Annotated in this window: 25 protein-coding genes; 12 read left to right on the top strand and 13 right to left on the bottom strand. The window is 35.5% G+C overall.

What is annotated here, in order from left to right; genetic code table 11:
* Positions 1 to 273: 273 nt before the first annotated feature.
* Genes LS65_RS05290 through LS65_RS05260 form a run of 7 tightly spaced genes read right to left on the bottom strand, consistent with a single transcriptional unit; the run spans position 274 to position 6,132 of the window.
* Entirely contained in the window at positions 274 to 849 is a 576-nt protein-coding gene (locus LS65_RS05290; protein WP_034360884.1) for a ComF family protein, read from the bottom strand.
* A gap of 26 nt (positions 850 to 875) precedes the next feature.
* Positions 876 to 1,472 (bottom strand): dTMP kinase, encoded by a 597-nt coding sequence (tmk, locus tag LS65_RS05285; protein ID WP_034360882.1) that lies wholly within the window; start codon positions 1,470 to 1,472, stop codon positions 876 to 878.
* The gene (gene coaD, locus LS65_RS05280; protein ID WP_034360880.1) at positions 1,472 to 1,969 is read right to left on the bottom strand and encodes a pantetheine-phosphate adenylyltransferase; all 498 of its coding nucleotides are present in this window, start codon (positions 1,967 to 1,969) and stop codon (positions 1,472 to 1,474) included. Before coaD ends, tmk begins: the two co-directional genes overlap by 1 nt.
* On the bottom strand, positions 1,970 to 2,560 hold the full coding sequence (locus tag LS65_RS05275; protein WP_084707879.1) for a UbiX family flavin prenyltransferase: 591 nt from the start codon (positions 2,558 to 2,560) through the stop codon (positions 1,970 to 1,972).
* A 39-nt stretch (positions 2,561 to 2,599) separates the two neighbouring features.
* Positions 2,600 to 3,535 (bottom strand): flagellar basal body P-ring formation chaperone FlgA, encoded by a 936-nt coding sequence (gene flgA / locus LS65_RS05270; protein ID WP_034360876.1) that lies wholly within the window; start codon positions 3,533 to 3,535, stop codon positions 2,600 to 2,602.
* Positions 3,536 to 5,629: an ATP-dependent helicase gene (locus tag LS65_RS05265; protein WP_034360874.1), complete on the bottom strand. Its 2,094-nt coding sequence runs from the start codon at positions 5,627 to 5,629 to the stop codon at positions 3,536 to 3,538.
* Complete coding sequence (locus LS65_RS05260; protein WP_034360872.1) at positions 5,629 to 6,132, bottom strand: DUF2147 domain-containing protein; 504 nt, start codon at positions 6,130 to 6,132, stop codon at positions 5,629 to 5,631. The genes LS65_RS05265 and LS65_RS05260 overlap by 1 nt, the downstream gene beginning before the upstream one ends.
* A 164-nt stretch (positions 6,133 to 6,296) precedes the next feature.
* Between LS65_RS05260 and LS65_RS05255 the strand changes: the two genes are divergently transcribed.
* The 3 genes from LS65_RS05255 to LS65_RS05245 are packed head-to-tail and all read left to right on the top strand — an operon-like array spanning position 6,297 to position 8,240.
* On the top strand, positions 6,297 to 6,980 hold the full coding sequence (locus LS65_RS05255; RefSeq protein WP_236096642.1) for a hypothetical protein: 684 nt from the start codon (positions 6,297 to 6,299) through the stop codon (positions 6,978 to 6,980).
* A 22-nt stretch (positions 6,981 to 7,002) separates the two neighbouring features.
* The gene (gene pyrE / locus LS65_RS05250) at positions 7,003 to 7,617 is read left to right on the top strand and encodes an orotate phosphoribosyltransferase (protein ID WP_034360870.1); all 615 of its coding nucleotides are present in this window, start codon (positions 7,003 to 7,005) and stop codon (positions 7,615 to 7,617) included.
* 5 nt (positions 7,618 to 7,622) lie between these two features.
* Positions 7,623 to 8,240, top strand: coding sequence for an RDD family protein (locus LS65_RS05245; RefSeq protein ID WP_052061001.1), 618 nt, complete (start codon positions 7,623 to 7,625; stop codon positions 8,238 to 8,240).
* Between the two features lie 108 nt (positions 8,241 to 8,348).
* On the opposite strand, the gene LS65_RS05240 is transcribed toward LS65_RS05245, so the two are convergent.
* Together LS65_RS05240 and LS65_RS05235 are read right to left on the bottom strand one after the other, a co-directional pair.
* A complete protein-coding gene (locus LS65_RS05240) occupies positions 8,349 to 8,729 on the bottom strand; it encodes a hypothetical protein (protein ID WP_034360868.1) in 381 nt (126 codons plus the stop codon).
* A gap of 12 nt (positions 8,730 to 8,741) precedes the next feature.
* A complete protein-coding gene (locus LS65_RS05235) occupies positions 8,742 to 11,288 on the bottom strand; it encodes a DNA methyltransferase (RefSeq protein ID WP_034360866.1) in 2,547 nt (848 codons plus the stop codon).
* A 157-nt stretch (positions 11,289 to 11,445) separates the two neighbouring features.
* Here LS65_RS05235 and flgB point away from each other — a divergent pair, with 157 nt between their 5' ends.
* Genes flgB through LS65_RS05205 form a run of 6 tightly spaced genes read left to right on the top strand, consistent with a single transcriptional unit; the run spans position 11,446 to position 15,291 of the window.
* Positions 11,446 to 11,880 (top strand): flagellar basal body rod protein FlgB, encoded by a 435-nt coding sequence (gene flgB, locus LS65_RS05230; RefSeq protein WP_034360864.1) that lies wholly within the window; start codon positions 11,446 to 11,448, stop codon positions 11,878 to 11,880.
* 24 nt (positions 11,881 to 11,904) lie between these two features.
* Positions 11,905 to 12,396, top strand: coding sequence for a flagellar basal body rod protein FlgC (gene flgC / locus LS65_RS05225; protein WP_034360862.1), 492 nt, complete (start codon positions 11,905 to 11,907; stop codon positions 12,394 to 12,396).
* Positions 12,397 to 12,405: 9 nt separating this feature from the next.
* Complete coding sequence (gene fliE, locus LS65_RS05220) at positions 12,406 to 12,717, top strand: flagellar hook-basal body complex protein FliE (RefSeq protein WP_034360861.1); 312 nt, start codon at positions 12,406 to 12,408, stop codon at positions 12,715 to 12,717.
* A gap of 8 nt (positions 12,718 to 12,725) precedes the next feature.
* Positions 12,726 to 14,537: a peptidoglycan D,D-transpeptidase FtsI family protein gene (locus LS65_RS05215; protein WP_052061000.1), complete on the top strand. Its 1,812-nt coding sequence runs from the start codon at positions 12,726 to 12,728 to the stop codon at positions 14,535 to 14,537.
* An 8-nt stretch (positions 14,538 to 14,545) separates the two neighbouring features.
* Entirely contained in the window at positions 14,546 to 15,010 is a 465-nt protein-coding gene (locus tag LS65_RS05210; RefSeq protein WP_052060999.1) for a hypothetical protein, read from the top strand.
* Positions 15,010 to 15,291: an RNA-binding S4 domain-containing protein gene (locus tag LS65_RS05205; protein ID WP_034360859.1), complete on the top strand. Its 282-nt coding sequence runs from the start codon at positions 15,010 to 15,012 to the stop codon at positions 15,289 to 15,291. Before LS65_RS05210 ends, LS65_RS05205 begins: the two co-directional genes overlap by 1 nt.
* A 1-nt stretch (position 15,292) precedes the next feature.
* Here the strand turns inward: LS65_RS05205 and LS65_RS05200 are convergent, their stop codons facing one another.
* The 4 genes from LS65_RS05200 to pheS are packed head-to-tail and all read right to left on the bottom strand — an operon-like array spanning position 15,293 to position 22,972.
* On the bottom strand, positions 15,293 to 17,578 hold the full coding sequence (locus tag LS65_RS05200) for a PD-(D/E)XK nuclease family protein (protein ID WP_034360857.1): 2,286 nt from the start codon (positions 17,576 to 17,578) through the stop codon (positions 15,293 to 15,295).
* Between the two features lie 12 nt (positions 17,579 to 17,590).
* Positions 17,591 to 19,552 (bottom strand): transketolase, encoded by a 1,962-nt coding sequence (gene tkt, locus LS65_RS05195; RefSeq protein ID WP_034360856.1) that lies wholly within the window; start codon positions 19,550 to 19,552, stop codon positions 17,591 to 17,593.
* Positions 19,553 to 19,580: 28 nt separating this feature from the next.
* Positions 19,581 to 21,983 carry a phenylalanine--tRNA ligase subunit beta gene (gene pheT / locus LS65_RS05190; RefSeq protein WP_034360854.1) on the bottom strand — a complete coding sequence of 801 codons (2,403 nt, stop codon included), beginning with the start codon at positions 21,981 to 21,983 and terminating at the stop codon, positions 19,581 to 19,583.
* Positions 21,983 to 22,972, bottom strand: coding sequence for a phenylalanine--tRNA ligase subunit alpha (gene pheS / locus LS65_RS05185; protein ID WP_034361845.1), 990 nt, complete (start codon positions 22,970 to 22,972; stop codon positions 21,983 to 21,985). The genes pheT and pheS overlap by 1 nt, the downstream gene beginning before the upstream one ends.
* Before the next feature lie 156 nt (positions 22,973 to 23,128).
* Between pheS and LS65_RS05180 the strand changes: the two genes are divergently transcribed.
* From LS65_RS05180 to LS65_RS05170, 3 genes are read left to right on the top strand one after another with little or no spacing between them, the layout of a single operon-like run.
* The gene (locus LS65_RS05180; RefSeq protein ID WP_034360852.1) at positions 23,129 to 23,470 is read left to right on the top strand and encodes a histidine triad nucleotide-binding protein; all 342 of its coding nucleotides are present in this window, start codon (positions 23,129 to 23,131) and stop codon (positions 23,468 to 23,470) included.
* Between the two features lie 12 nt (positions 23,471 to 23,482).
* Complete coding sequence (locus LS65_RS05175; RefSeq protein ID WP_052060998.1) at positions 23,483 to 24,154, top strand: class I SAM-dependent methyltransferase; 672 nt, start codon at positions 23,483 to 23,485, stop codon at positions 24,152 to 24,154.
* Positions 24,078 to 25,520, top strand: coding sequence for an MATE family efflux transporter (locus tag LS65_RS05170; protein WP_236096641.1), 1,443 nt, complete (start codon positions 24,078 to 24,080; stop codon positions 25,518 to 25,520). Before LS65_RS05175 ends, LS65_RS05170 begins: the two co-directional genes overlap by 77 nt.
* Positions 25,521 to 25,525: the final 5 nt, after the last annotated feature.

Below are 25,525 nucleotides of genomic sequence, written 5' to 3'. Positions count from 1 at the left end.
AGAGAATGTCAATATTGCTAATTCTAGTGCAGAGATTAGTGAGAGAGTAGATAAGGTAGCTAAAGATATATTAGATGATGTGAATAAGAAGAGGTTTTAGAAAACACTTAAAAGATTCACATATGAAAGGGTAAGTGGCTTATGTCTTAAGCCACTTACCCTTTCTTAATAAATATGCTATATTTTGATACTCTGCTCTTTTTGCAATTAATATCTATTCTTCTATCAAATACTTTACTTAAGATTTTTATCATCACATCTCAAAAAAATATATTATCTTGCATCACAAAGTGCCAAACAAAATGCAATACGATAATCTACAAGCACTTTTATAGCTTCATTAAAACTCGTTCCAGTTGTGATAATATCATCAAGTAAAATAAGATGAGAATTTTTAAGAGTTTTTTGCAAAACAAAACCCTTAGGATTTTCTTGTCGAAATTGCAAGCTTTTACCTGCATATTTCACATCATTTTGTGCTTTTAATGCTCCATAGTATCCCTTGAGTTTTCCCTTACTTTGCTTAGTAAATGCTTTTACTATCACACCCGTATGAGAATACGCGTAATAAGGATAATCATCTAACCCAATAAGTGCAATATTATGCAAAGATTCTGTATTTTGTGTAAAAAAATATTGCGCTGCCTTTTTAGCAAGGAGTGCTAGAATGCGTGAGCCAATAAGATGATATTTACTCTGCATAAGCAGAGCAACATCTTCATAACGATAAAAACTATATACTTTTATAGAATCTGGGAGGATTCTAAAGCGAGGTGTGAGGGGAATAATCTCTAGGCAATCCTTGCATATGACTTGATAAGAAAATTTCTCACATACAAGACATTTCACTCACAATCCTCCACACAATAATTTTTTTATATCTTCTTACTCACTTTTTCAATATGACTTATAATCTCATTACAAATCTCATCTCTCCCCTTATTTGCATCAATCACTATGTGTTGAAGTCCTATGCACTTAATAGATTCCAAAAGACGCTCTTGAATTGTGAGCATAAAATCAATACCCCTACTCTCAATACTATCGTGTGTCTTTTGTGCTAGTCGCTCCGTTAAATGCACACGCTCTAACCATAAAAGCACGACTAAATCAGGAAAATATCCCCTTAACACACTTTTATTAAAAGCAATACTTTGCATCATATCTATATCTCTTGCATAAGCAACACCTGAAATAACACTCCTATCGGAAATAAGCAATTTATTTTCATTTGGTTTAAGCACCTCATAATAATGTTGAGCCCTATCAGCAAGAAAAAGCATAAACTCTGCATAAGCATCAAGCACAAATTCCTGTCTTTGTGGTGCAAAGAGAATTAAGTCTCTTATACTCTCTCCGATTGCACTTCCACCGGGTTCTTTAGTAAAAATTGCTTGAGGGTAATGTGCTTTCAATAATTCAATTTGCGTGCTTTTGCCACAAGTATCTACACCTTCAATTGCTACATACATTATTTATTCCTTTTATGCTGTATGTAAAGTGTTTGAATAAAATCTGCAACATTTTGTGGCACAAGATGAGAAAAAACACCATTATGCGCAATGATTGTGCGGACAACAGAGGAGCTAATAAAGGCATTTTGCAGGGTTGGCATAAAATAAATTGTCTCAAGATTTGCATTCAAAGAAGCGTTTGCATAGCCCATTTGCAATTCATATTCAAAATCACTCACTGCTCGCAATCCTCGTATAACCATTCTCGCACCCTTTTGCTTTGCAAAATCTGCAAGGAGATTAGAAAAACCCTCAATATGTGCGTTAGGAATATCTTGTGTGCTTCTTTTTAGTATCTCAATGCGCTCTTCAAGCGTAAAAAGTGGATTTTTAGCTGATGAAGAAGCTACTGCTACAATTACATTATCAAAAATTTCAACAGAACGTTTGATAATATCCAAATGTCCGTTTGTTACAGGGTCAAAAGTGCCCGGATAAATCGCGAGTTTTCTCATTTATTCTCCCTCTATATGATGTTTCCAACGTTTATAAAGATTATTTGGAATCTTGAGCGCATCAAGCCATTTACCAACAAAAAAACATTCCATAGATTCTAAATCACTGGGTTTTGCATAATATCCTACAATTGGCGGAGCAACAATCACACCAAAGCTAGAAAGCCTACTCATTTGCTCTAATGCAATAGGACTTAGGGGCATTTCACGTGGAGCCAGAAGCAATGTGCGCTTTTCTTTTAGCATAATACTTGCGCAACGTGATATAAGGTCATCACATAATCCATTTGCAATTTTTGCTAAAAGATTCATACTTGTAGGCACAATCGCCATTGCATTCACACCAAAGCTTCCTGATGAAACACTGCTATCTAGCTCATCTTCATTATAGATTCTAAAATGTCGCTTATATTGAATCCTATCAAGAGCGTATTTAATATCTTCACCCATTTCATTCAAAGCCACTGCCTTAGCTCCCTCACTTATCACGACAAATAATTCAATAGAATCTGGGATATACTCAATAAATTTCAAGCCTAAATGCACACCACTTGCCCCGCCAATACCAATTACAAGCTTTTTTATTTCCAATTTATTCTCCTTGATACACATATACGCTTCTTTTAGATTCTACAATATTTCACCCTTGCCTACATCAGTAATTCTCACGCGAAGTATCTTCCCACTAGCAGGGTTTTTAGCATTGATTATTTCATCATATATACCATTTTGTCGTGCTTCTAGCATAACTTCCATTGTAATACCATTTTCATAACCTAGCACACGGATTTTATCACCCTTTTTTACAATGATTTTTGGTTTGATTCTATCTCGAGTAATGATACTATTAGCACGGATAAAAAATTTTGCACTACTTTTATAAAGCTCATTTTTACCTACATACTCCGCACCCATACGCGTAAAAGCAATAGATTCCATATAGGTATTATTTGAATCTAACACTTCATTTGTAACGATATTTTTTGTGCTTTTTAAAACTTGCAATGTTGCATCAAGACTATATAAAAAAGTAAGTTTTTTTATTTGTGTATTAGATGATGTGCGATATTTCATAGCTAAAGTGCCATTATGTTTTTTAAGTGCAGATTCGGGCAATTCAAAATGTATAATCTCATATTTTTGAGGCATATTCCCTAAGGGTCGTATGAGCACATTTTTAATATGAAGATTCTCACCATAGTGCTTAATATACATCTTTTTTAGAAATTCAAGTGCTTCATTCTCACGCATATCACTTACAAACACAAATTCTACATACTCGTTTTCAAAATCTACAATATCATAACCATAACGCATAAAAATAAGTTTTATATCCACGCTTTTAAGCTTGAAACTAAATTTATCCGTAGGAAATGTAGCTATCTTAAAGCGTTTATCAATCTGGGGAAATATATCAGTAGAATAAATATCGTTTTTGCTTATTTGATAGCTTTTTTGCAAATGTAATTTAGAATCTGGAATATACACATTATCTGCACCATTAAAGGCATTTAATCCAGATACAAAAAAACACATCATCATTACACATAAAGATATTTTTTTCAATCAATCCTCCTCTAGAGCTTGAACAAATGAGCTTTTTATTTCACGCTCCAATCCTGCAAAATTGATTTTGAGTTTGCATTGTGCGCCTGTGCCAATCACAGATTCTACAACACCCACACCAAAAAGCTTATGGCGCACTTGCATACCTTTAGCAAATGTCCCCTGCGTATCCTGCACTATGTTTTTGTGTGGCATTGTAGGCATATTTTCAAGCACATTACTTTCTTGTATGAAACGCGATTGTTTCAGCCATTCTCTCTTGCCCTTATAGAATCTACTTTTTGCTGAACATAAAGTAAGAAAATCTTTTGCGCGAGTAATTGCCACATAACCCAAACGCCGCTCTTCTTGCAAATTATCATCATCACTATACAAAGGAAAAAACCCCTCCTCTAAGCCAATCACATACACATATTTAAACTCTAAGCCCTTTGCCATATGCACACTCATACAGCTCACTGCATCGCCTACAACCTCATCGGTAGGGCTTGCAAGAGCCAAATCATTTAAGAAATCTGCAATTGTATTATCTGGATTATGAATGATATAATCACGAAACATTCCATAAAATTCCTCAATATTCCCTTGTCTATCGACTTCATCAAGCTTACTAAAACTAAATTCAATCTGTTTTTGCATATCTTCAATCACATCAATGATGTCTTCACAATGCTGCCACCGCTTGATATGTCCTATAAGCTCTATAAGCGATTCATAGGGCTTACCACCAAGTGCTTTAGTAGATTCTATGGGATAATTTTCAAGTGTAGCAAAAAGTGAGAGATTTTTATTTAAAGCAAGTTGTTCTAAATGTGATTGACCCACCTTGCCAATCCCTCTTTTGGGGCGATTAATAATGCGTAAAAATGAAAAATCATCGTGAGGATTCACAATTAATCGCAAATAACTCAACAAATCCTTAATTTCTGCGCGTTCATAAAAACGCACAGCCCCAATAAGTTTATATGGAATCTTAGAGCGATTAAATCCCTCCTCCACACTTCGAGAAAGCGCATTGATACGAAATAAAATAGCAATCTCACTAGGATTTACTCCTTGAGAGAGAAGTTTGGCAATATCTTTTGCGAGAAATTCTCCTTCTGTGCTTTCACTATCATTTTCTACAACCCTTACTTTCTCTCCTGCACCCTTAATACTTGTTAGATTCTTACCTAAACGCTTTGTATTATGAGAAATAAGAGCATTTGCAGCATTAAGAATCTGCTCACTTGAACGATAATTTATTTCGAGTTTAACGACATTTACTTCATCAAAGGACTCTGGAAAGTTAAGGATATTACGCACATCTGCCCCACGCCACCCATAAATACTCTGGTCATCATCACCCACTACGCATAAATTGCTATGGCTTATACATAATTTTTGTAGAATCTTGCTTTGAATGCCGTTTGTATCCTGATATTCATCAACCATAATATACTTATACTTTTCACTCATCTTTTTAGCAATCTCTTGCTCTTGTTGCAAAATCTTATAAGTAAGATAGAGTAAATCATCAAAATCAAGTAAATTTTTGCTCTCTAAATACTGCTCATACTCCACGTAGATTCTATTCATTAGCTTTGTTTCTTCACTATGGGCATATTCTTGTGCCTCTAAGGGTGAAAGGGCAACATTTTTCATATCCGAAATATAATAATCACATTGTGATGGCGGAATATACTTATTGCATATTTTTTTTAGTATTGCGCGTTTATCAGCAGAATCAAGCACAACAAAATTTGCCTCTCTCTTTAAAATATGAATATAAAAACGTAAAAAAAGTAAGCCAAATTTATGAAATGTGCATAAAAGTGGAGGTGTATCAGCAAAATCACCCAAAAGTGTTAAAGCTCGCTCTCTCATCTCTCCTGCGGCTTTATTGGTAAATGTAAGTGTGAGAATATTGTCTGCTGGAATCCCAACTTCATTAATAAGATAAGCCAGACGCGTAGTAATTGTCTTTGTTTTGCCACTTCCTGCTCCGGCAAGAATAAGCATTGCTCCATCAATATGCTTAACTGCTTGCACTTGAGATTCATTAAGCGAATTGATGGCTTCTTCAAGATTCTGTGAAATTGATAGAGATGACATTAAGGTTTTATATCTTTAAGACTTTTTTCCACAATAGAAAAATCTGGTTTTTGAGAAAGATAGGGTTTAACCTCTTCATTACTTAGCTTTTTCCAAATTTTTGTCTCACCCATAATGCCTGATTTATCGATGCTTCCACGCAATTCAAGTGTATTACCCTTTAGGGTTATCTTAGCATAATACTCTTTTCCTGTATCAAAATTATATACTTTACCATCTTTAAAAACATCGCTTTTACCATCTCTCACAAGATTATAAACAAACACACTCCCCCTATCAAAGCGTTCTCTCAAAGCTGGATTAGGATTATTTACATCTTTTTTGGGCGCACTTCCATCGACATTAGCAAAACCATAGGCATAATATTTATTATCTTGTTTAAAAAATTCAACAATAGCCTGCTGTCCTTTTTCGCCTTTATGAGTCATATAATATCCTTCTAGCTCTGCTCCAAAACATAATCCACAAAACATAAAACCTAAAATAAAACTAAAAATACGCATTTTTACTCCTTTTCAAATAAAGATTGACATATTAAACATTTGGCACGAGATTCGCTTCTTAAATCTCAAAATTATCTGTCATTTTTTTGCAAGTATAACAAAAATATATTAGAATAATGCAATTTTTATGCCAAAGACGAGCAAGTCTATGAGAAAGGAGCGAGATGAGGATAAAACTTTACGCTATGCTAGGGTGGCTCACATTATGTAGCATTATGTATGGAGCGCAAAAAGTGCCTGTGCAAGATTTCTCGCGCGACAAAGCACCAGAAGAAGTGCTAGGAAATGTCTCAATCACACGACAAGAGCTACTCTATGATATTAATGGCATTAAAATCAAAAAACCAAAAAATCCACGAGAAGGCTCTTATGCACTTGTAAGTCTTGGAGCTGTTTATACACCTTCACTTGGCACAAGTAGTATGCTAAGTGTAGAAGCAGGATATGATTTTATTTTTAAAAATATCCATTCATTACGCGTATTTGGATTTTTTGACCGCACAAATTATGGCGCATTTGGGGATTTAGAATTTGATGCTACACAACCTAATAAAATGCAAATTTATCGTGGAGGTATCTCTGCAGAATATAGAATCTATGTCTCTCGTTTTATAGGATTCCGTGTGCGACTTGGTTCAATAGGAGCATATAATTTTTCACGCACAGATAGCGCAGCACAACCTCTACTAAGCACAACCTATAAAAAATGGTTTTATCCTACTTTTGCATTTGGACCAATTTTTACTTATGGCATACATCACGAGCTTTTCATCGGCTATGATTTGCTTGATTATGAAACAAAAAGGGGTGCAAGTGTCAATTATCTCAAATACTCATACCGATTCTAATCTTACCATATAAGGAGTTATTATGCTTGATGTTAAGCAGTGCTACATAAATGCTAACGCTTTGCTTAAGGGACATTTTCTTTTAAGTAGCGGCAATCACTCTGACCATTATCTTCAATCTGCTCGTGTGCTTGAAAATCCAAAAGTTGCCGCAGAATTAGCAAATGCTTTAGCTCAACAAATTCTAGAATCTCATATCAAAGTTGAATGCGTATGCTCTCCCGCACTTGGTGGAATCCTTGCAGGATATGAGCTTGCAAGAGCATTAGGTGCAAGATTTATTTTCACAGAACGTGTTGAAGGGCAAATGCAGCTAAGAAGAGGTTTTAGCGTAACAAAAGGTGAAAAAGTGCTTGTATGTGAAGATATTATTACCACAGGCGGTTCTGCCTTAGAATCTGCTCAATGTGTAGAATTTGAAGGTGCGATTGTCGTAGCGTATGCAGGGTTAGCAAATCGAGGATTCTGCAAACGCGTAGGCTCAAACCTCCCCCGTAAAAAAGAAGCGCGATTACCAGAAGATGTCCCGCTTTTTGCCTTAGAAGATTTTGTGTTTAATATGTATGAACCACATTCTTGCCCTTTGTGTAAAACAGGAGAGCAAAAAGCAATCAAACCTGGAAGTCGAGGAAATTAGATTCTATGGCAACTCCTACGCGTTGGCGCAAAGTCAAATCAGCCAATAAACCAAAACAAAACATAGCGGATTCTAAAAGAGAAGAATCACAATCTCAATGGATAAAATTAAGTGAATTTTCACTCAAAAAACAGCTGCACTTAATGTATGCAAGTGAGCGCATAAAGGCTTTTATCACCGATATGTTTATGATAAATATGCCTCTTTTATATCTTACGACTTATGTTTTTTTAGATGGCAAAGAAGCTTTCACGCATAACCAAAATGTGATTTTTGCTTGTGGAATAGGCTATGGCGTAATACTTTCACTTTTTTTTGCATTTACCTCACAAACGCCGGGCTATCGCTATATGTGTCTAAAACTTGTGCGATATAATTCTCATCAATCTTATGGTGATGAGGCAGATTCTAAGAATCCACAATTTTTAGAATCTCAAGTAGAAAACAAAGCAGATTCTATAAACAACATAAACAAGGTAGGCTTTATACGCTCATTTGTGCGCTATGTAGTATGGGTATTTGGCACGAGCTTCCTTTTTGGGCTACTTATAGGCATTTTTCGCAAAGATGGACGATGTCTGCACGATATACTTTGTAAAACTCAGGTTGTGAGTGTTACATAAAGCAAGTAACGCTTTCTTTATTCAATGTTGGTTTGCCCTGTAACTTTTAAAATTTTTATGCTTTCTTTGGTTTTAGGCATTGCGATGCTCCTGCTTGAAATTCTTGCCTTATAGTTTCTCTTTGGGACAAAGCACTAAATTTTCATACTCAAAAATTGCACTATCACAAATTTTATCAATCAAAGATTCAATCTGTCCTTGTGTCACCTCCTCTCCAAACTTAAAAGAGGCTATATCATATATTTCCCCATATTCTAAAAACCGATACTCCTTTATATTTGTAAGTAATCCGATTTTTTCTTCATTGTCTTTTATATTCTCATTGACCAAATCCAAAAACTCCTCTAAAATCTCATCGTTTATGCCCCAAGCAGAGATGAGATTCTCTCTATCTTTTTGCCTTTTTGGCGTAATGCGATTCTTTTCTAGCACAAATTCTACTTTTAGTCTTTGCTCTGCTTCATTGTCAATATATCCTACTTTATCCACTTAAACTCCTTTTTATAATAAATCCAACTCATCAAACAACCCCACATTTTCCCCCTTTAAAACCCATTCGCCACTCTCTCGCACAGGGGTGGCTATGCTTTCTAAAACCTCTTTAATACTCTCTTTGCTGGGACTTACACCATTTTTAAGAAGCGGGATAATTTCCAAGCAAATATCATCAAAATAAGCCCTTTTACCTTGTCGTTTTGCCCCGCGCAAATAAGAGAGCAAAAAATACTTTGTTCTTAACTCTAGCGAGATTGCGTGGCTTTTAAATTTTTGCCCTTTTTTAATATGGTATTTGCTGCTTGTCTCATCAAGGTCAAAATTTGCGTTAATGAGCGGTGTTAAATCCTCGTAATCCTTGCCTAATTGATGCAAAAAGCCAAGTTCTAAGCCTTTGATAGTAATTTCAGCGTGGATTTCCTCCAAAGTCGCCCCATCATCTCTAGCAATCAAGGCTTCTGCGTGATTAAGCACAAGGGCGGTAATATCATCTCCCAAATGTTCCTTTGCTAGAGTTTTAGGGCTTTGCACTTTCTTAAAATAAATAATCAGTTGCCCACTTAACACAGAAGTTTTAAACTGCCTTTTTTTGAAAGTTGTTTGTCCATTGCCCTGCCTTACACTGCCAACATATTCAAAGCCAATTTTTTGCGCCTCCTCTACTAGAATTTGCCATAATTGCGGGTCTTGGTGCTGAAACACAAAGGCTAACCAACGATTCCATTTCAGCACACGATACATTTCTTTCAAACTTGCTATCATTAGTGCGTGGTATTCCTCCCTGCTTTTTTCTAAACTTCCTTTTTCTATGCACTCTTTTTCTTTTAAGGCGTTATCCACAAGCAAATCTAGCCAGACATTCCACATTGTGCTTAAATCCAAATAAGGAATCTTTGCCCCATAAGGCGGGTCGGTGTAGATAAAATCCACACTTTGGCTTTCTATCTCTTTTAAGTCTGTCGCGTCTGCTTGAAAGATTTTTTCGCCATTAATTTTTTGCAAAACCGAATCGGTTTTTTCTATATTTCCCCTTTGGTTTATCATAGAGCCGCTAAAGTCCTTGATGACATTTTCAAGCGGATAAAAATAACTTTGATAAAATATGCTTAGCGGAGATTCTAGTTTTTGTCTAGGTTCCAACTCTCTTTTGCCTTTAGTAATACGCTTAATTTTTTGCCTATAAATTACTGCAGTATCCAAAAAATGAGGTTTTTTTGCAAGTCTGTAACGCCCATAAAATGCAAAATAATTTCCTGCGCTTCCTTTGCGTGATTTAGTCTCGTGATAAGTCAAATTTATCAAACTCAAAGTATTATAAAACGCCAACATTAAAGAATAACGCATATTTCTTTTGTAGATTCTATTTTCCTTGCTTCCACTTGGTGTGGTGTGCTTGAAAATAAGCTTTCGTAAAAGGACGAGTTCTGCAAGTTGAGTGTCGCTAAACAGCCCTAGCACAGAATCTACATCACTGCCTTTGGGTAAAATCTCATCTTGTGGAATCCAAAGTGTAGAATCTTGCTCTTTTTGCGTGGCAATCTCTCCAAACTCGCTATCTAGCGCGTTAGGATAATATTTTGCATTTTTTAGCATTTCTTTTGCTTCTTTTTCATTTTTAGGCTTCAAACTCTCAAACTCGCTTAAAATGTCCTCGCTTAAATCATAAAGTGCACTTAAATCTACTTCCGCACTCAACGCCTTTGTCATAAAAATAGAAAGTGGATTTAAATCGGTGTGGATTCCAATTCGTCCATTCATCATCGCTTCTATCGCAGTTACGCCACTGCCCCCGAAACTATCTAGCACGATATCGCCCTTATCTGTGAAGTTTTTGATATTTTGGGTTACAATATCCCAACTCTGCCGCGTAAAGTAAGCAGTGCAACCAAAATAACGCGCTTTTGCTTGTTTTTTGGGATTTGTAATTACCTTTGGTAACTCCCTACTTAAATACCATTCATCAGGTTTTTTAGGTGTTTTAGAATCTTGCGTTAGAGTTTGCTTTAAGCTTTCTATGGGTGTGGTAAGGTATTGTTTCAAAAGCGCAAAATATTCATTTTTAAAGCCATTGCTAAAAAGTTCCTCGCAAGAAAATTCTTGCAAAAGATTCTGCCCATTGGTCTCAAAAAGTGTGAGATTTTTGCCATTGCAAAGTGCGTAAAAGGGAGCTTTTAACTCGGGGTTTATCGCATAATAAAACGCCTGTCGCTCTGCCTTGCTTTGAGAGTTAATCTCTACTTTTGGGGCTTTTGCGTCCAACACACAATGCGGTTTAGAATCTACATATAACACATAATCGGGAAAAGTGTTTTTATCAAAGGTGATTTTTTGATTGCTCCCTAGAATTGTGGGACTTTTAAGCTTTAGGGATAAAGCCATTTCTAGCTTAGAATCTTTGTTTGCTTCCTTTGGTTTCTTGCTAGATTCTCTAAAATCTTTGGGCACAAAGCCCAGCCCTTTTAAAAGTAGTGCAATAAGTAGCTCCCGCACGGAATCTTCTTTAAAATCCTCACTATCTAAAGCGGTAAAGTCAAAATGTGATGCTTTATACATTGCTATCCTTTTATTCAAGTGATGCTCTATCTATTTAAAAATATTATAATATACCTTGCCTTAAGCTTTCTTATCTCATTAAGCTTCTTATATAGGTGAGGCTTTATTTGGAATGTATTTTGCTTGAAATCATTACAAAAACAATATGAGGTGAAAAATGGCTATTGCAGATATTTCAAAGGTTTATCCTATCGTCCATAAGGCACTTGATTATCGTTCAATTCGTCAAGATATGATTGCTTCAAATCTTGCTAATGTTGATACACCTTTGTATCGCCCAAAAGATGTCAATTTTGAGCAATATTTGGCGAGAGAAAATCAAAAGCTATTTGACACTGCACCTAGAAGTTATAAGCTTGAACTTGCAAAAACTTCAAGCCAACACCTTGATACAAGACGAATAGATAAAGATACTGCCACAATGTTTTGGCGAGATGGACATTTAGCAAAAAATGATGGCAATAGTGTAGATTTAGATGTAGAAACAAGTGAAATGGGTAAAAATAGCACAATGTATCAAGCCCTTACAAGTGCTTTGAAACGGCATAAAGGTATTTTTAGCTATGCCATAGATTCAGGTAGAAATATTTAAAGTGTAAAAAGTTAAGGAGTAAATATGTTTCTCTCAAGTTTTGATATTAGTGGCTATGGACTTTCAGCCCAAAGGGTGCGTATTAACACAATTTCATCAAATATAGTAAATGCAAACACCACACGCACTGATGAAGGTGGTCCATATCGTAGAAGAGAAGTTGTGTTTCGTGCTTTCGATTTTAATAAAGTCTTAAATGAAAAATTGGGAAAAAATAACCAACAATTACGATATGAAGACCCATTACACGAGGGTGATTTGGGAAAAGAACCAAAACCTGCTATAATGAGCGTTTATATTCATAAAATTGCACGAGATGATAGGGAACCATTGATGAAGTATGACCCAAGCCACCCAGATGCAAACTCTGAAGGCTATGTCGCTTATCCTAATGTTAATCCTGTTGTCGAAATGGCCGATTTAATAGAAGCAACACGAGCATATCAAGCAAATGTTGCAGCGTTTCAAAGTGCAAAAAATATGGCAAGTAACGCAATTACAATGTTCCAAGCATAGGAGAAATAAATGGCTAACCAATTTGGTGTAATTACAAACAATATTCAGCCTATTGACATAGATAATCAAAATATACAAAACAACAAAGAAAAACAAAATGGACTTGACTTTGTCAATGCTCTTAAGAACTCTATCCAAGATGTCAATACAGAACAACAGATTTCAGAAAAAGCTCTTGCTGATATAGCAAGCGGACAAGTGAAAGATTTACATCAAGCAGCAATTGCAATTAATCGTGCTGAAAATAGTATGAAAGTAATGCTTGAAGTAAGAAATAAAGCAATTAATGCTTATAAAGAGATTTTAAGAACTCAAATTTAAGGGTTTGCGTGGCATATTATGCAAAAAAGACAGGGGTTGTTATCTCTGTTTTTTTCCTCATACTTCTATGTTTTATTATTTTTCTTAGTATCATTTATATCAAAATGATAACCCCACGCAAACTTCCCACACATAATGCTACCAAAATTGATACTTCTGTGCGAGGCAGTCTCTATACAAGTGATGGTTTTGAAATTGCATATAGCGATAAACTTTATAAAGCAAGTGTGAATACCCAAAGCATTGACCCAGATAAAAAAGAGTTATTTATTACGCTTTTTTCTATATATAGTGGTATTCCCAAAGAGCAGATAAGTAAAAAATTATCTCAAAAGGGTTATGTTGTGCTTTCTTATACGCTTAATTCTGCTGTAGCAACAAATTTAAAGAATCTCAATCTTATTCTTATCCGTTATGATGTATTTCGTGAATATGAAGATAAAAAAGGACGAGTTATACAAAAAATGGGACTTAGCATCGAAGTAAGCGGCAATAATAGAAACTATGTGTATAAAAATATACTCGAACCACTTATAGGCTATACACGCAAAGTAGAGAGTCAAAATATTACTCGTGTTGATGGTGTCAAAGGTGTAGAAAAATACTATAATGACATACTTTCTCCAAAACAAGATGGGAGTATCACAGGCAAACGCGACATAGGATTTAATATTATCGCTAATAAAACAGCCACAATACAAAGTCGCCAAGATGGTTTTGATGTTACTTTAAGCATACCATTGAGTTTGCAACGAAAAATTGAACTTGAGCTTGATGAAGCAAAAAAACGTTATAAAGTGCGCGAAATTATTGCGGGTATAATGGATTCTAAAACAGGTAAGATTCTAGCCCTAGCAACTTCAAATCGTTTTGACCCAAAGAACATTCAACAAAAAGATTATCCAAATCTTAATCTTAATGCCATTGAATATTCTTATGAACCCGGTAGCACGATTAAGCCTATTATTTATGCTATTTTACTCCAAAAGGGTATGATAAATCCAAATGATATTATTGATCTTGATAATGGCTACTATAAACTTAAAAGTTACACTATACGTGATACACACCCGCTCAAAAGCGCAAGTATTGAGGATATTATTGTGCGCTCTAGCAACATAGGTATGGTAAAAATTTCAAAAGATTTAAAACCTAATGAATATCACATTGCGCTTCACGCTTTTGGATTCGGGGAGTTAAGTGGGATTGATTTGCCCTATGAAAAAACAGGCTTAGTGCCAAGCCCAAAGACATTTAATAATGAGGTATATCGCGCAAGTGTAAGCTATGGCTATGGAATGAGAGCAACTTTTATGCAACTTTTGCGCTCTTATGCAATTTTTAGCAATGGTGGTTATTTAGTAACACCTCGTGTGAGCGAATATGTAACTTCTCCAAGTGGGGAAAAGTATATTCCAAAACGACTTGAGCCAATTGCTATTCTTTCTCCAGAGACAACACAACAAGTATATAATACACTTATTCAGGTCGTTCAAAAAGTCATTAAAGTAGCTCAAATAGAGGGTATTATTACAGGTGGTAAAACAGGCACAGCCAGAATCGCTCTTAATGGTAAATATGATAGTAAGTATAATGGTTCATTTTTTGGTTTTGCTCAAGACGAAAACAATGCCTATACGATTGGTGTTGTAGCTTTTGAATCTGATATAAAAGATGATTATTATGGCGCACGCACTGCTGCACCAATTTTTAGACGCATTGTAGATATCTTGCTTGAAGAAAATTATCTCACACCTATGAGTAAAACTACAGAGACTGCCACCCAAACAAATGAATCCCAAACAAATATCACACAATAAGTATCTCTATGAGACGCACACAAAATACCGCACAATACCAACCTCTTATCTATCTTGCCCAATGTGATACAACTGCGGGATTGCTTAGTGAAAATCCACAGATTCTAAATAGTGTAAAAAATCGTCCAAAATATCAAAATATACTTATGCAAATCTCTTCACTTCATATTCTTAAAATTCACACTAGAATACCTGCTGCACATAAAAATCGTGTCCGAAAATCTAAACTCTGCACTTTTATTTATCCTAATCAAAAAGCATTGAGGGTGATTAAGGATAAATACCATTTGCAATTTTTTGCTCCTTTTACTGCTCTTTATTCTACTTCGGCAAATCTCACACGATGTAGCTTTAATCAGCAATGGGCAGAAGAAATATGCGATGTGATTGTGCGCGATAAGAGAGGTATTTATGAGAATCAAGGCTCAAAAATATACAAAATTAATCAACATAAAATTAAAAGGATTCGTTAATGCGTATTGATAAATATTTAAGTAGTGTAAATATCCTCAAAAGACGCTCTATTGCCCAAGATATGTGTGAAAATGGTGTAGTAAGCATTAATAATATCATAGCTAAACCAAGCAAAGAAGTGCGTGTGGGCGATAAAATTACATTAAAATATCTTGATTATAGCAAACATTATGAGGTTCTTGCACTCCCTACGACAAAAACTATACCCAAATCTCAAAGTAATCTCTATTTTAAAGAGATTAGCCCAAATCTTAAAGATAAGAAGTTTATAGATTCTTAAGCTATCTATCACATAACTGCGTAAAAGGGCAATAATGGCAATTACTTCTTGTCTCTGTTTTGCTAAAACATATCTCGCCCTGCAAAGTTGTAAGATGTTCTACAAGAGCCTTTTCTTTTTCTGCTACAAACTCTTCTTCTATTTCTGTATTATCTTTTATATTCCAATAATACATTTTCACAGGCAAAGAAGCATATTGGGGATAATTTTGCTTAAAAGCATTTTTATAAAGTAAAAGTGCAAAATCTGTCATTTTTGACACATTTGTTTGCAGCTTAAAATTTTTGCGATATTTATAGTCAATGATTTCAATACACTCACCATTCTTTTGTATTCTATCAGGGCGCACTTTGAATCTAAAACCTTCATATTGCGTTTGCATTTCTTTTTCAAGGCAAAGAATCTCCACTTCACTTTTGCCCTCATAAGAATACAAAAATTGCTCAATTTCATATTCAAGAAGCCTTATATCAGCCTTTTGCAAAGCAGATAAATTCTTTTGTGTATTTTTGTAAGCATTAAGCCATAAAACCGCTTGGCGACTTATCTTTTGTATATCAAAACATATTTTTTGCCCCACATATTCACAATATACAGATTCTAAACATTCGTGTAAAACATTGCCCATAAATGCCCTATCTTGCCCCATATCACTTAAATATTCCACATATTGGTAAAAATATTTTCTCGGACATTCTAGTAGCACTTTAAGTTTGCTCGGACTTAATTCTAGTGAAATCTTACCCCTCATCTCATCTTCTTGATATTCTAGCTTCTCACCCTCTGCTAAAAGTGTAAAACACTTATCACCATTATGCTCCTGTATAGGTGCTTTTATATACGCACTCAACTCCTCAAGCAAGAGACTTTTATGTTTATCATCATTTTCTACATAAGAGAGCACTATCTCATCAGCTGTGCTAAAAAGAGTAGAATAATAATGCTTTTGCAGATTCTCTTTATCTTTGATTGTCGGCATTTTTAGACTTTCACGCAAATGTGAATTTAAAAATAAATCACTTTGAGCCACACTTGGTATTACACCTTCATTAAAATCTACAATTATCACTTTTTTACACATAAAGCCTCGAGATTCTAAAACACCCATTACGCGTATTTTTCCACCTGTAACATCATCAATGCTATATTCTTTTAACCCTTCAAGCAAAAGCTCCAAAATTTCCACAAATTTACAATGCCCAAAACCAATACTCTCCCATATAAACAGAATCTCACTCACATATTCTCGCACTCTTTGACTCTCTCTATCCGTATAAATTTCAAGGCGATTTTGTATCTCTTCACAGATACGCTCATAAGGTGAATTCATACTATCCCCCCTATAAACATTAAGCATTTCTTGCAATTCTTGATACACAAGGGAATGCGTTATATCCCTCCCCATAGCAAAATTTAAATTATGCATTTTGTCAAAGAGTAAAAGATATTGAGTAAATTGCTCATCTGGCACGATAATGACAATATCCTCCTCTTTTACACCATTTTTCAACCACTCATCAAGCATATAAAATACAAGTGCAACTTGGGATATACGGAGGGCGAAACTATAGGAACGCACTTGTGCCTTGAAACTTATGGGAGTTTGAGTAAGCATTTGTGCTGTTTTAAAATCAAAACTATATCGATTAAAGGTTGTGCATTGCTCTAAAATTTCTTTTGGTAAAAAAGGCAAACTCGCATTATAGTCATCATAACAAAAATGCACCCGAAGTGTCGTAAAACAAGCCACTTGAGAAAGTAAAGCAAGATGAGCCTTGCTTATAATACCCTCAACATACATATCAATAGATTCAAAATGAGAAATAAAAGTCTCATTGATTTCTAAATGTGCATTGGGAGGTAAAATCAGACCATCATAATATTTCGATTGCTCTAAATATGCTTTGTAATGTTTTTGAATCCATTCAAGCACATATAAGTGGTCTTCATAATCCCCATAAGTATCAAGGAGCGGAATCTCCTCTATACACACTTGTGCTTGAGAAAGCTCATCAAAAAATCCAAATAAAAATTGCGAAGATTCTAAGAAGGCTAGAAAACTCTCTTCAAAGATAAAATTCACTCTTTGAAGTTGTTCTGCACAACTTTTAAGAATCTGCATAGATATGGGCAAACGCATTGCTTGTGGTAAAGCTCTATAGTCCTTAATTATTACAATTTGACTAAAAAACTCGCTCATCATCATATGAGGTTCAAGCAAAATTCCTTCATCTAAATGCTGAATTAAAGAACGATGAGAGCTATAAACTTTGAGTGTTTGTTTCATTTTTAGTTTTTTTTAAGAATCTGCCTTGACTAACTCCTGCGCTACTTCAACAATATGTGCCACACTAAAACCAAAATGTTCAAAAAGCGCATCACCTTTACCTGAAGCACCAAAGCCTGACATACCAATTACATCATCTGCAAAAATATGCCACTCTAAGCCTCTTGAAGCCTCTATTGCAAGCACTTTACCTTTGCATAAACTTGCCTTATAACTTTTATCTTGTTCCAAAAGCAAATCAAAACAAGGCACACTTACTACTTGTGTCTTTATCCCTACTTGTTCTAAAGATTGAGCTGCCTTAAGTGCGAGACTTACTTCACTTCCGCTTGCCATAAGTGTAATATGAGGATTATCTTGCGACAAAATCACATATCCGCCTTTTTGCACCTGCTCCTTAAGTTGTGGTGTATAAGATTCGAGCACAGGGAGATTCTGCCGACTTAGCACAAAGGCACAAGGCATTTTAGAATCTAACCCCACTTGCCAACACGCAACATTTTCATTCGCATCAGCAGGGCGAAAAACAAGTAGGTTTGGCATTGCCCTAAAATGACTTAGCTGCTCGATAGGCTGATGTGTCGCACCATCTTCACCCACACCTATACTATCGTGCGTCCAAATGTAATATACTCTTGCTTTCATCAAACTTGCTACACGCACACTAGGACTCATATAATCACTAAAAACAAAAAAAGTTGCGCAGAAAGGCAAGAATAAGCCGTAATTTGCTACACCATTAGTAATTGCACCCATTGCGTGTTCTCTAATACCAAAATGCCAATTTTTACCCTGTGGGAAATCACCCTCATTCTCTAAATGTGTGTTATTTGATGGTGCTAAATCTGCACTTCCACCAATAAAACCCTCCATAGCCTGTGAAATAGCATTTAGAATCTTGCCATTACTTACCCTTGTCGCCATACTTTCTCCCACTTCAAACTGCGGATATACAATATGTGAGACATCTTTAGCTATCATTTTATCAAGTCGCTCTTTTGTAATCTGCGGGAGATTCTCATATTGTTTCTGCCATTGCACTACACTCAGCTCACCCCGCTCTTTCATAACTCCAAAGGCAAAAGCTACATCTTCGGGTATATGAAAAGCACTTGGCTCTAAACCAAGTTTTGCTTTGGCTTGAAAAATAATCTCCTCACCCAAAGGTGCGCCGTGTGCCTTATGACTACCTTCCAAACTTAGAGCATTTTTTGCAATTTTTGTCTTTGCAATAATAATACTAGGCTTAGGAGAACTTTTGGCACAAGAAATTGCATTATCAATTTCTAAAAAACTATGCCCATCACAAGAAAACACCTCAAAACCTTGCGATTCAAAACGTTTAGCAATATCCTCACTCATAGAAATGTTTGTATTTCCCTCAATTGTAATTGTATTACTATCATAAATTACAATAAGATTTGATAATTGATGATGTCCTGCCAAAGAAGCAGCTTCATAGCTAATACCCTCTTGCAAATCCCCATCACCACATAAACAATACACATAATGTGAGATAATTTCTTTACCAAAGAGATTCTGTGCATATTTACTCGCCATAGCCATACCTACTGCATTTGCTATACCTTGTCCCAACGGACCTGTAGTAATTTCAACACCTTGAGTATGTCCGTATTCTGGGTGTCCTGGTGTTTTAGAGTGAATCTTCCTAAAAGACTGCAAATCTGCCTTACTCACATCAAACCCCCATAAATGTAACAGCGCATAAACAAGCGCACTTGCGTGTCCCCCGCTAAAAACTAATCTATCACGATTGAGCCAAGTTGGATTATGAGGGGCAAGGTGGAGATGAAAACTAAGCACACTAGCAATATCTGCAAGCCCCATAGGTGCGCCAGGGTGTCCGCTATTTGCCTTTTGCACCATATCTGCGCACAAAAACCCAAGTGTGTGCGACATTTTCTGAAGCAAAGGTATGTCTTCTTTTGTAATATGAGGTGAAACTTGCTGCATACATTATCCTTTTATTTTTAAAATAAGCTTAGGCACGTAAAGTCGCCTGAAATGAATCTTGCAATATCTTAAGCACAGCGTGTGTAGCATTATTTAATTGTGATTCTTGCAAGGTGTCTTCATAAGATTGCAAAACAAGACGAATGCTTAATGCCATTTGCTCACCTAAGCTCTCATTATAATACACATCAAGTGGATAAACGTTTTGCACAAAGTCAATTTGAGCCTGTGTAATAGCCTCACGCACACGATAAAATGGAATCTGCTTATCAATAAGAATTGTTAAATCACGTGTAGATTTCTGATATTTTGAAAAATCCTTAGCCTGTGTCAAAGCCATATTATTCAAGCAAAGATTAATCTCACATATAAAAGTTTCGCTTATATCTAACTGCGTGGTAATTTGTGGATGCAATTTTGCGATAATACCAATAGGTTTATCATCTTGATATACAAAAGCACTTTGATAAGGGTGCAAGATTCTATCGTCTCTTAACCCAAATTCTGCTAAAAGTGTCTGTGAATCTTCTACATCACGTATATTTTTTAAACTTATCTCTCCTATACATTTTTGACACACAAGAGCAAAGGAGAAAAAATCCCAAGTTGTAGCTTTTGTATGAGGATAGCATTCATCTTTGCTTAAACCGCTTACCACAAAAGCTAGCTTGTTTTTCTCCTCACGCTTTATGTTATAAACGCTACCTATTTCAAAAAGTGCAATACTTTTAAATCCAAGATTTTCATTGCGTTTTACAGAATCTAAAAGTGCAGGAAGTAAGCTTGTGCGTAAAGTATCAAGCTCTTGTGTGATAGGATTAAGCAAAGCAAGATTTTCATCAATTTGTGTAAAGCCAAGATTCTCTAAAGATTGTGAATAAGCAAACACATAGTGGATACATTCATTAAAAGCATTGGCAATAAAATTATGAGCGAGATTGCGTGTATTTCTATAAGTAAAATATGCTTGAGAAATATTACAAGCTTGCAAATGAGGTAAAGGTGCAGGCATAAGATTATCAATGCCATAGATTCTTAATACTTCTTCAGCTACATCTTGAATACTTTGTATATCGTGGCGATAAGAAGGCACAACAATCATAAAAAAGTTTTCATCACCAGTTACTTCAAGTCTAAAAGAAAGCGATTTTAAAATACTTGCAATTTCCTCTCTCTTTAGTTCAATACCAATAATTTTATTAATTGCACTAAAGGTTGTTCGAATCATCATCTCATCGGTATGCTGTATGATACTATGTGAGCCAGAATATACAAGCACATTAGAGGCGCACATAAGCTTTTTACACAAAAAGTCAATACCTTGTTCTAAATATGGATTACTTCCTCTCGTGCTACGATAAGTAAGAGACGCATCACCTTTGATTTTATCCTCATAAAGTTTTTTAGCAATATGAATAGGATTCACATAACTTGCCTCTAAGATTAAGACTTCTGAACGTGTGCCAAAATGCCTATCTCCATAAGTCGTGCCAAGAATAGAAAGTTTCTCGTGAGCAAAAACTGCCTCTAAACCATTTTCATCTTTTTTGATACTTAGTTGTGCTACCGGGGAATCATCTAAAGCATTTTCCTTATCAATACAATCTTGCATTTTATAAGCATTTACAATAACGCCTGTCATATAAGTGGTATATTCTAAAAAATTACACACAATATCATCAACCAAAGTGCCATTACGCGCTAGAGCAAGAGCAATATCAAGGGGTAAATATGCTTGTTTTATTTCTACTACACGATAAAGCAAATATGCGTCAATTTTCTCATTTGTCAAAATACGCAACACTCTTCCAAGCCCTAAAGTAACAACATTATCCATATCTATTTCAGTCTTTAGGCGCAGATTATAATAGGCTGCAATTTCACGTGCAATTCCTAACACACTCAAACAATCCCCGCGATTAGGCGTGATATTAACTTCTATTACATAATCATCAAAAAGTGCTAACTCTCCTACTTCTTTACCAAGTATCAACTCCCCTGCCGTGTTATCAAGCACCATAATACCATTATTTATTTTTGGTAACCCTAACTCTGTGCTTGAACAAAGCATACCACAGCTCTCTACACCTCGCAAAGTAGCTTTTTGAATGACAAGCTCACCATTTTTTGTATGCGGTATCACTGCACCCACAAGTGCGACAGCTACATATTGCTCTGCCTTTACATTTGGCGCACCACAAACAATTTGAAGCTCCTCACTTCCTATATCAACACAACACACACTTAATTTATCTGCATCTGGGTGTGCATTACAAGAGCGCACTTTACCAACAACAACCTTTTGCGGAATCCTTATCTCATAAGCAGATTCTACTTCTAATCCAATATTGCTTAAAAGTGTGCAAAGCTTATCAAATTGTATATGTGAAATATCAACAAATTGTGATAATAAATGTTTTGTAAAAATCATTAAAACTGCTCCAATACTCGTAAATCTGTCTCAAAAAAGCTACGCAGATCATTTACACGATGAATAAGCATAGCAAATCGCTCCACACCAAGTCCAAAGGCATATCCGCTCACATCTTCATAACCTACTGCATCAAATACCTTTTGATTCACAATGCCACAACCTAGCACCTCAAGCCACCCTGTATGCGAACATACTCTACAACCCTCACCTTTACAAAACACACAACTTATATCTACTTCAGCACTAGGCTCTGTAAAAGGAAAAAAACTAGAGCGGAATCGGACTCGCACATCACCAAACATATAATGCAAAAAATCCTCTAAAATATATTTTAAATGCGCGAAATTTACCTTTTCTTTAGAATCTACAACAAGTCCTTCAATTTGGTGAAACATAGGAGAATGCGTCAAATCATAGTCTCTTCTAAACACACTACCCGGGGCAATCATACGAATAGGAAATGTATTCTCTTGCATTGTGCGGATTTGCACAGGTGAAGTATGAGTGCGTAAAAGCATAGAATCTTTAAAATAAAAAGTGTCTTGCATATCACGTGCTGGGTGATAAATGGGGAGGTTGAGTGCTTCAAAATTATGAAAATCATCTTCTATAAGCGGTCCTGTCTGCAAAGAAAAATTCATACTTACAAAAAATTCAATAATTCTATCCATTGTCTGATAAATAGGATGTCCCTGACTTTTTGGACGCAATGTGCTAAACAAACTCGCATCAACACAATCTTTAACAAGCTGCTCTTTCATTTGAGAAACAAGAATCGTATTTTTTTTGTTTGCAAGGAGAGATTCAAAAGATTCCTTATAAGTATTTAATTCTGCAGCAAAAGCCTTTTTTGCCTCTCCCTGTAAAGCTTTAAGTGTTGCAAATTGCTGTGTTAAAAAACCTTTTCTCCCTATGGTTTCTACACGCAATGCTTCTAAATCCTGCAGATTCTCCACCTGCTCTAATTTCTGTAAAATCTCTTGCATTTGTGCTTTCAATGCCTATCCTTCGTTAAAATATAAAATAAAAGCGATATTGTAGCATATTTAAAGTTTTTATTGTCCTTTATTGCTATAATAAAGGCTTTAGAATAGTTTAAAAACTTAAGATGTTTTTAGAATTCACACTTTAAAGGAGTGTAAATGGTAGAGAAAACGATTTTTGAAAAAATTGTTGCAGGAGAAATTCCTTGTAAAAAAGTAGCTGAAAATGAAAAATTTCTTGCTTTTTATGATATTGCCCCTCAAGCACCAGTGCATATTCTAGCGATTCCAAAAAAATGTGTAAAAGATTTTTCTTGTGCTTCAGGAGAACTTTTAGGTGAGTTATGTGTATTTGCACAAGAAGTCGCAAAAAGCGTAGGTATAGACAAAAGTGGATATAGAATCATCACAAATATTGGTAGTGATGGCGGACAAGAAGTGCCTCATTTGCATTTACACATTCTAGGCGGCAAAAAACTCTCAAGCATTATCGTGCGTTAATTAAGGCAAAATATGCAAGAAGATGCGCTTAAATGGAATGAGCGTTATAAAAATGGTTTTATGCCATTTGAACCAAGTGCATTTTTAGAGCTTGCCTCTCCCTATATTAAACAATGCTTTCCCTCTCTCTTAAATACACAATCGCACTCTCCTAAACGAGATTCACAACAAAGTAAATCTTTAACAGCACATTCTCACACACAAGATTCTCATCATACACGACCCATTGCTCTTGATATTGCCTGTGGTAATGGACGCAATGCAAAATTTCTCGCACAACTAGGCTTTGATGTTGATGGCATTGATATTTCTTCTGTGGCATTAGAACATCTTGCAAATATACCTCATATCACGCCTATTTTGGCAGATTTAGACAGCTTTAACTTAAAAACTTGTCATTATGATATTGTTCTTGATAGCTTTTTTCTTGATAGACGACTTTTTCCTGCGATAATAAAAGCACTCAAACCTCAAGCACTCCTACTTTTTGAGACTTTTATACATATTGATTCCCATAAACCAAAAGATGATAGAGCTTTGTATTTTGGTGAGCTAGAAGAGGTTTTTAGTAATAAAAAAGGCTTTCACATACTCTACCATCATATTTATGAATCTAAAGACGAAGATTCTCATAGAAGAGCGATTTATCCGCATATCGTGCAATTTATTGCAAAATATCACTAAAGTATCAATGATGACTTATAATTTTAATCAAAGAATGCATAAAATTTTGCGTATTGCGCTTCCCTCTGGAGGAAATTCTTTTCTCGATATTGCTAATATTGCTGTGGGAATGTATTTTATCGCGCATATTTCTACAAATCCTGAAATCACAAAACATAATATTGTCGCCCTAGGACTTGGTATGAACTGCTGGATGTTCCTTTTTGCTCTCACAACAATTTTTTATGTTGGCACAAATGCACAAATTTCACGTGCCTTTGGGGAAAGAAACTATCCCAAGATGAATCTTATCTTAAGCACAATGAGCATAGGTGCTTTACTTGTCTCAATACCAATTTATCTCCTTGCCTGTGTGCTTAATGAATTATATTTTGATTGGATGGATGTGGGAGAAGAGACAAAAACGCTTGGAATGCTTTTTTTGAGCCTCATTTTTTATAGTATTCCCGCGTTGTTCGTAAAAACAATTTTTATCTCCTCTTTAGCTGCCACAGGTGATACAAAAAGTGTATTTTTTATTAAAATTATGAGCACTCTTTTAAATATCCTACTCAACTATATACTTATTTTTGGTAGTAATTTGCTTAGTATCCCTCCACTTGGCATTAAGGGTGCTGGAATAGCAAATGTTATTGTCGCTTATTTTGAATCTTTTGTACTCTTTGGGATTCTCTGTGGGCTACATAGACATCTTAAAATAGCTTTTGTATTGAGATGGCAAAATCTCATCTCTGGGTTACGCATAGGTATTCCCTCCGGTATTGAACGCGCCTTAACGATTTTTTCACTTGTGCTTATCACAAAATTTATGACAGATTATGGCTTAGAAGTGATTGCAGGATTTCAAATTGGCTCAAGAGTAGAGAGCTTCATCTTTATGCCCGGCTTTGGTTTTCAAGTGGCAGCAATGTCGCTTGTTGGGCAAATGCTAGGGGCTAAACGCATAGACTTAGCTCAATCTTTTGTCCGCACTACCCTCCTTGTTTCCTCAATTATTATGGGCATACTTGGCATAGGATTATGTGTTTTAGGTAAAGAACTTTCTGCGATTTTCACTACCGAATCTGCAGTGATTTCATATTCTTTTGCTTATCTTGTCGCAGTGGGGCTTTCACAAGTGCCACTTATTTGGATTTTTGTGCTTGATGGAGCATTGAGAGGTGCAGGAGCGACAAAACTCTCACTTTGGATTAATACAGGAAGTATTTGGATTTTTAGAATCTTGCCAATGTGGTTATGTGTGCGCTATCAAATTGATGTGATATATATATTTGCTATTATTTGTTGCGAGACATTCTTACGTGCTTTTATCTTTGGTTACATTTTTCATAAAGGCGTATGGGAAAGATATATTGCAAAAATCTAAGATTT

It is taken from the genome of Helicobacter japonicus (assembly GCF_000762845.2).
In the GTDB taxonomy this organism is placed as follows: domain Bacteria; phylum Campylobacterota; class Campylobacteria; order Campylobacterales; family Helicobacteraceae; genus Helicobacter_C; species Helicobacter_C japonicus.
The sequence above is the reverse complement of the archived record's forward strand: the minus strand, read 5'-3'. Positions and strand labels throughout refer to the sequence as shown.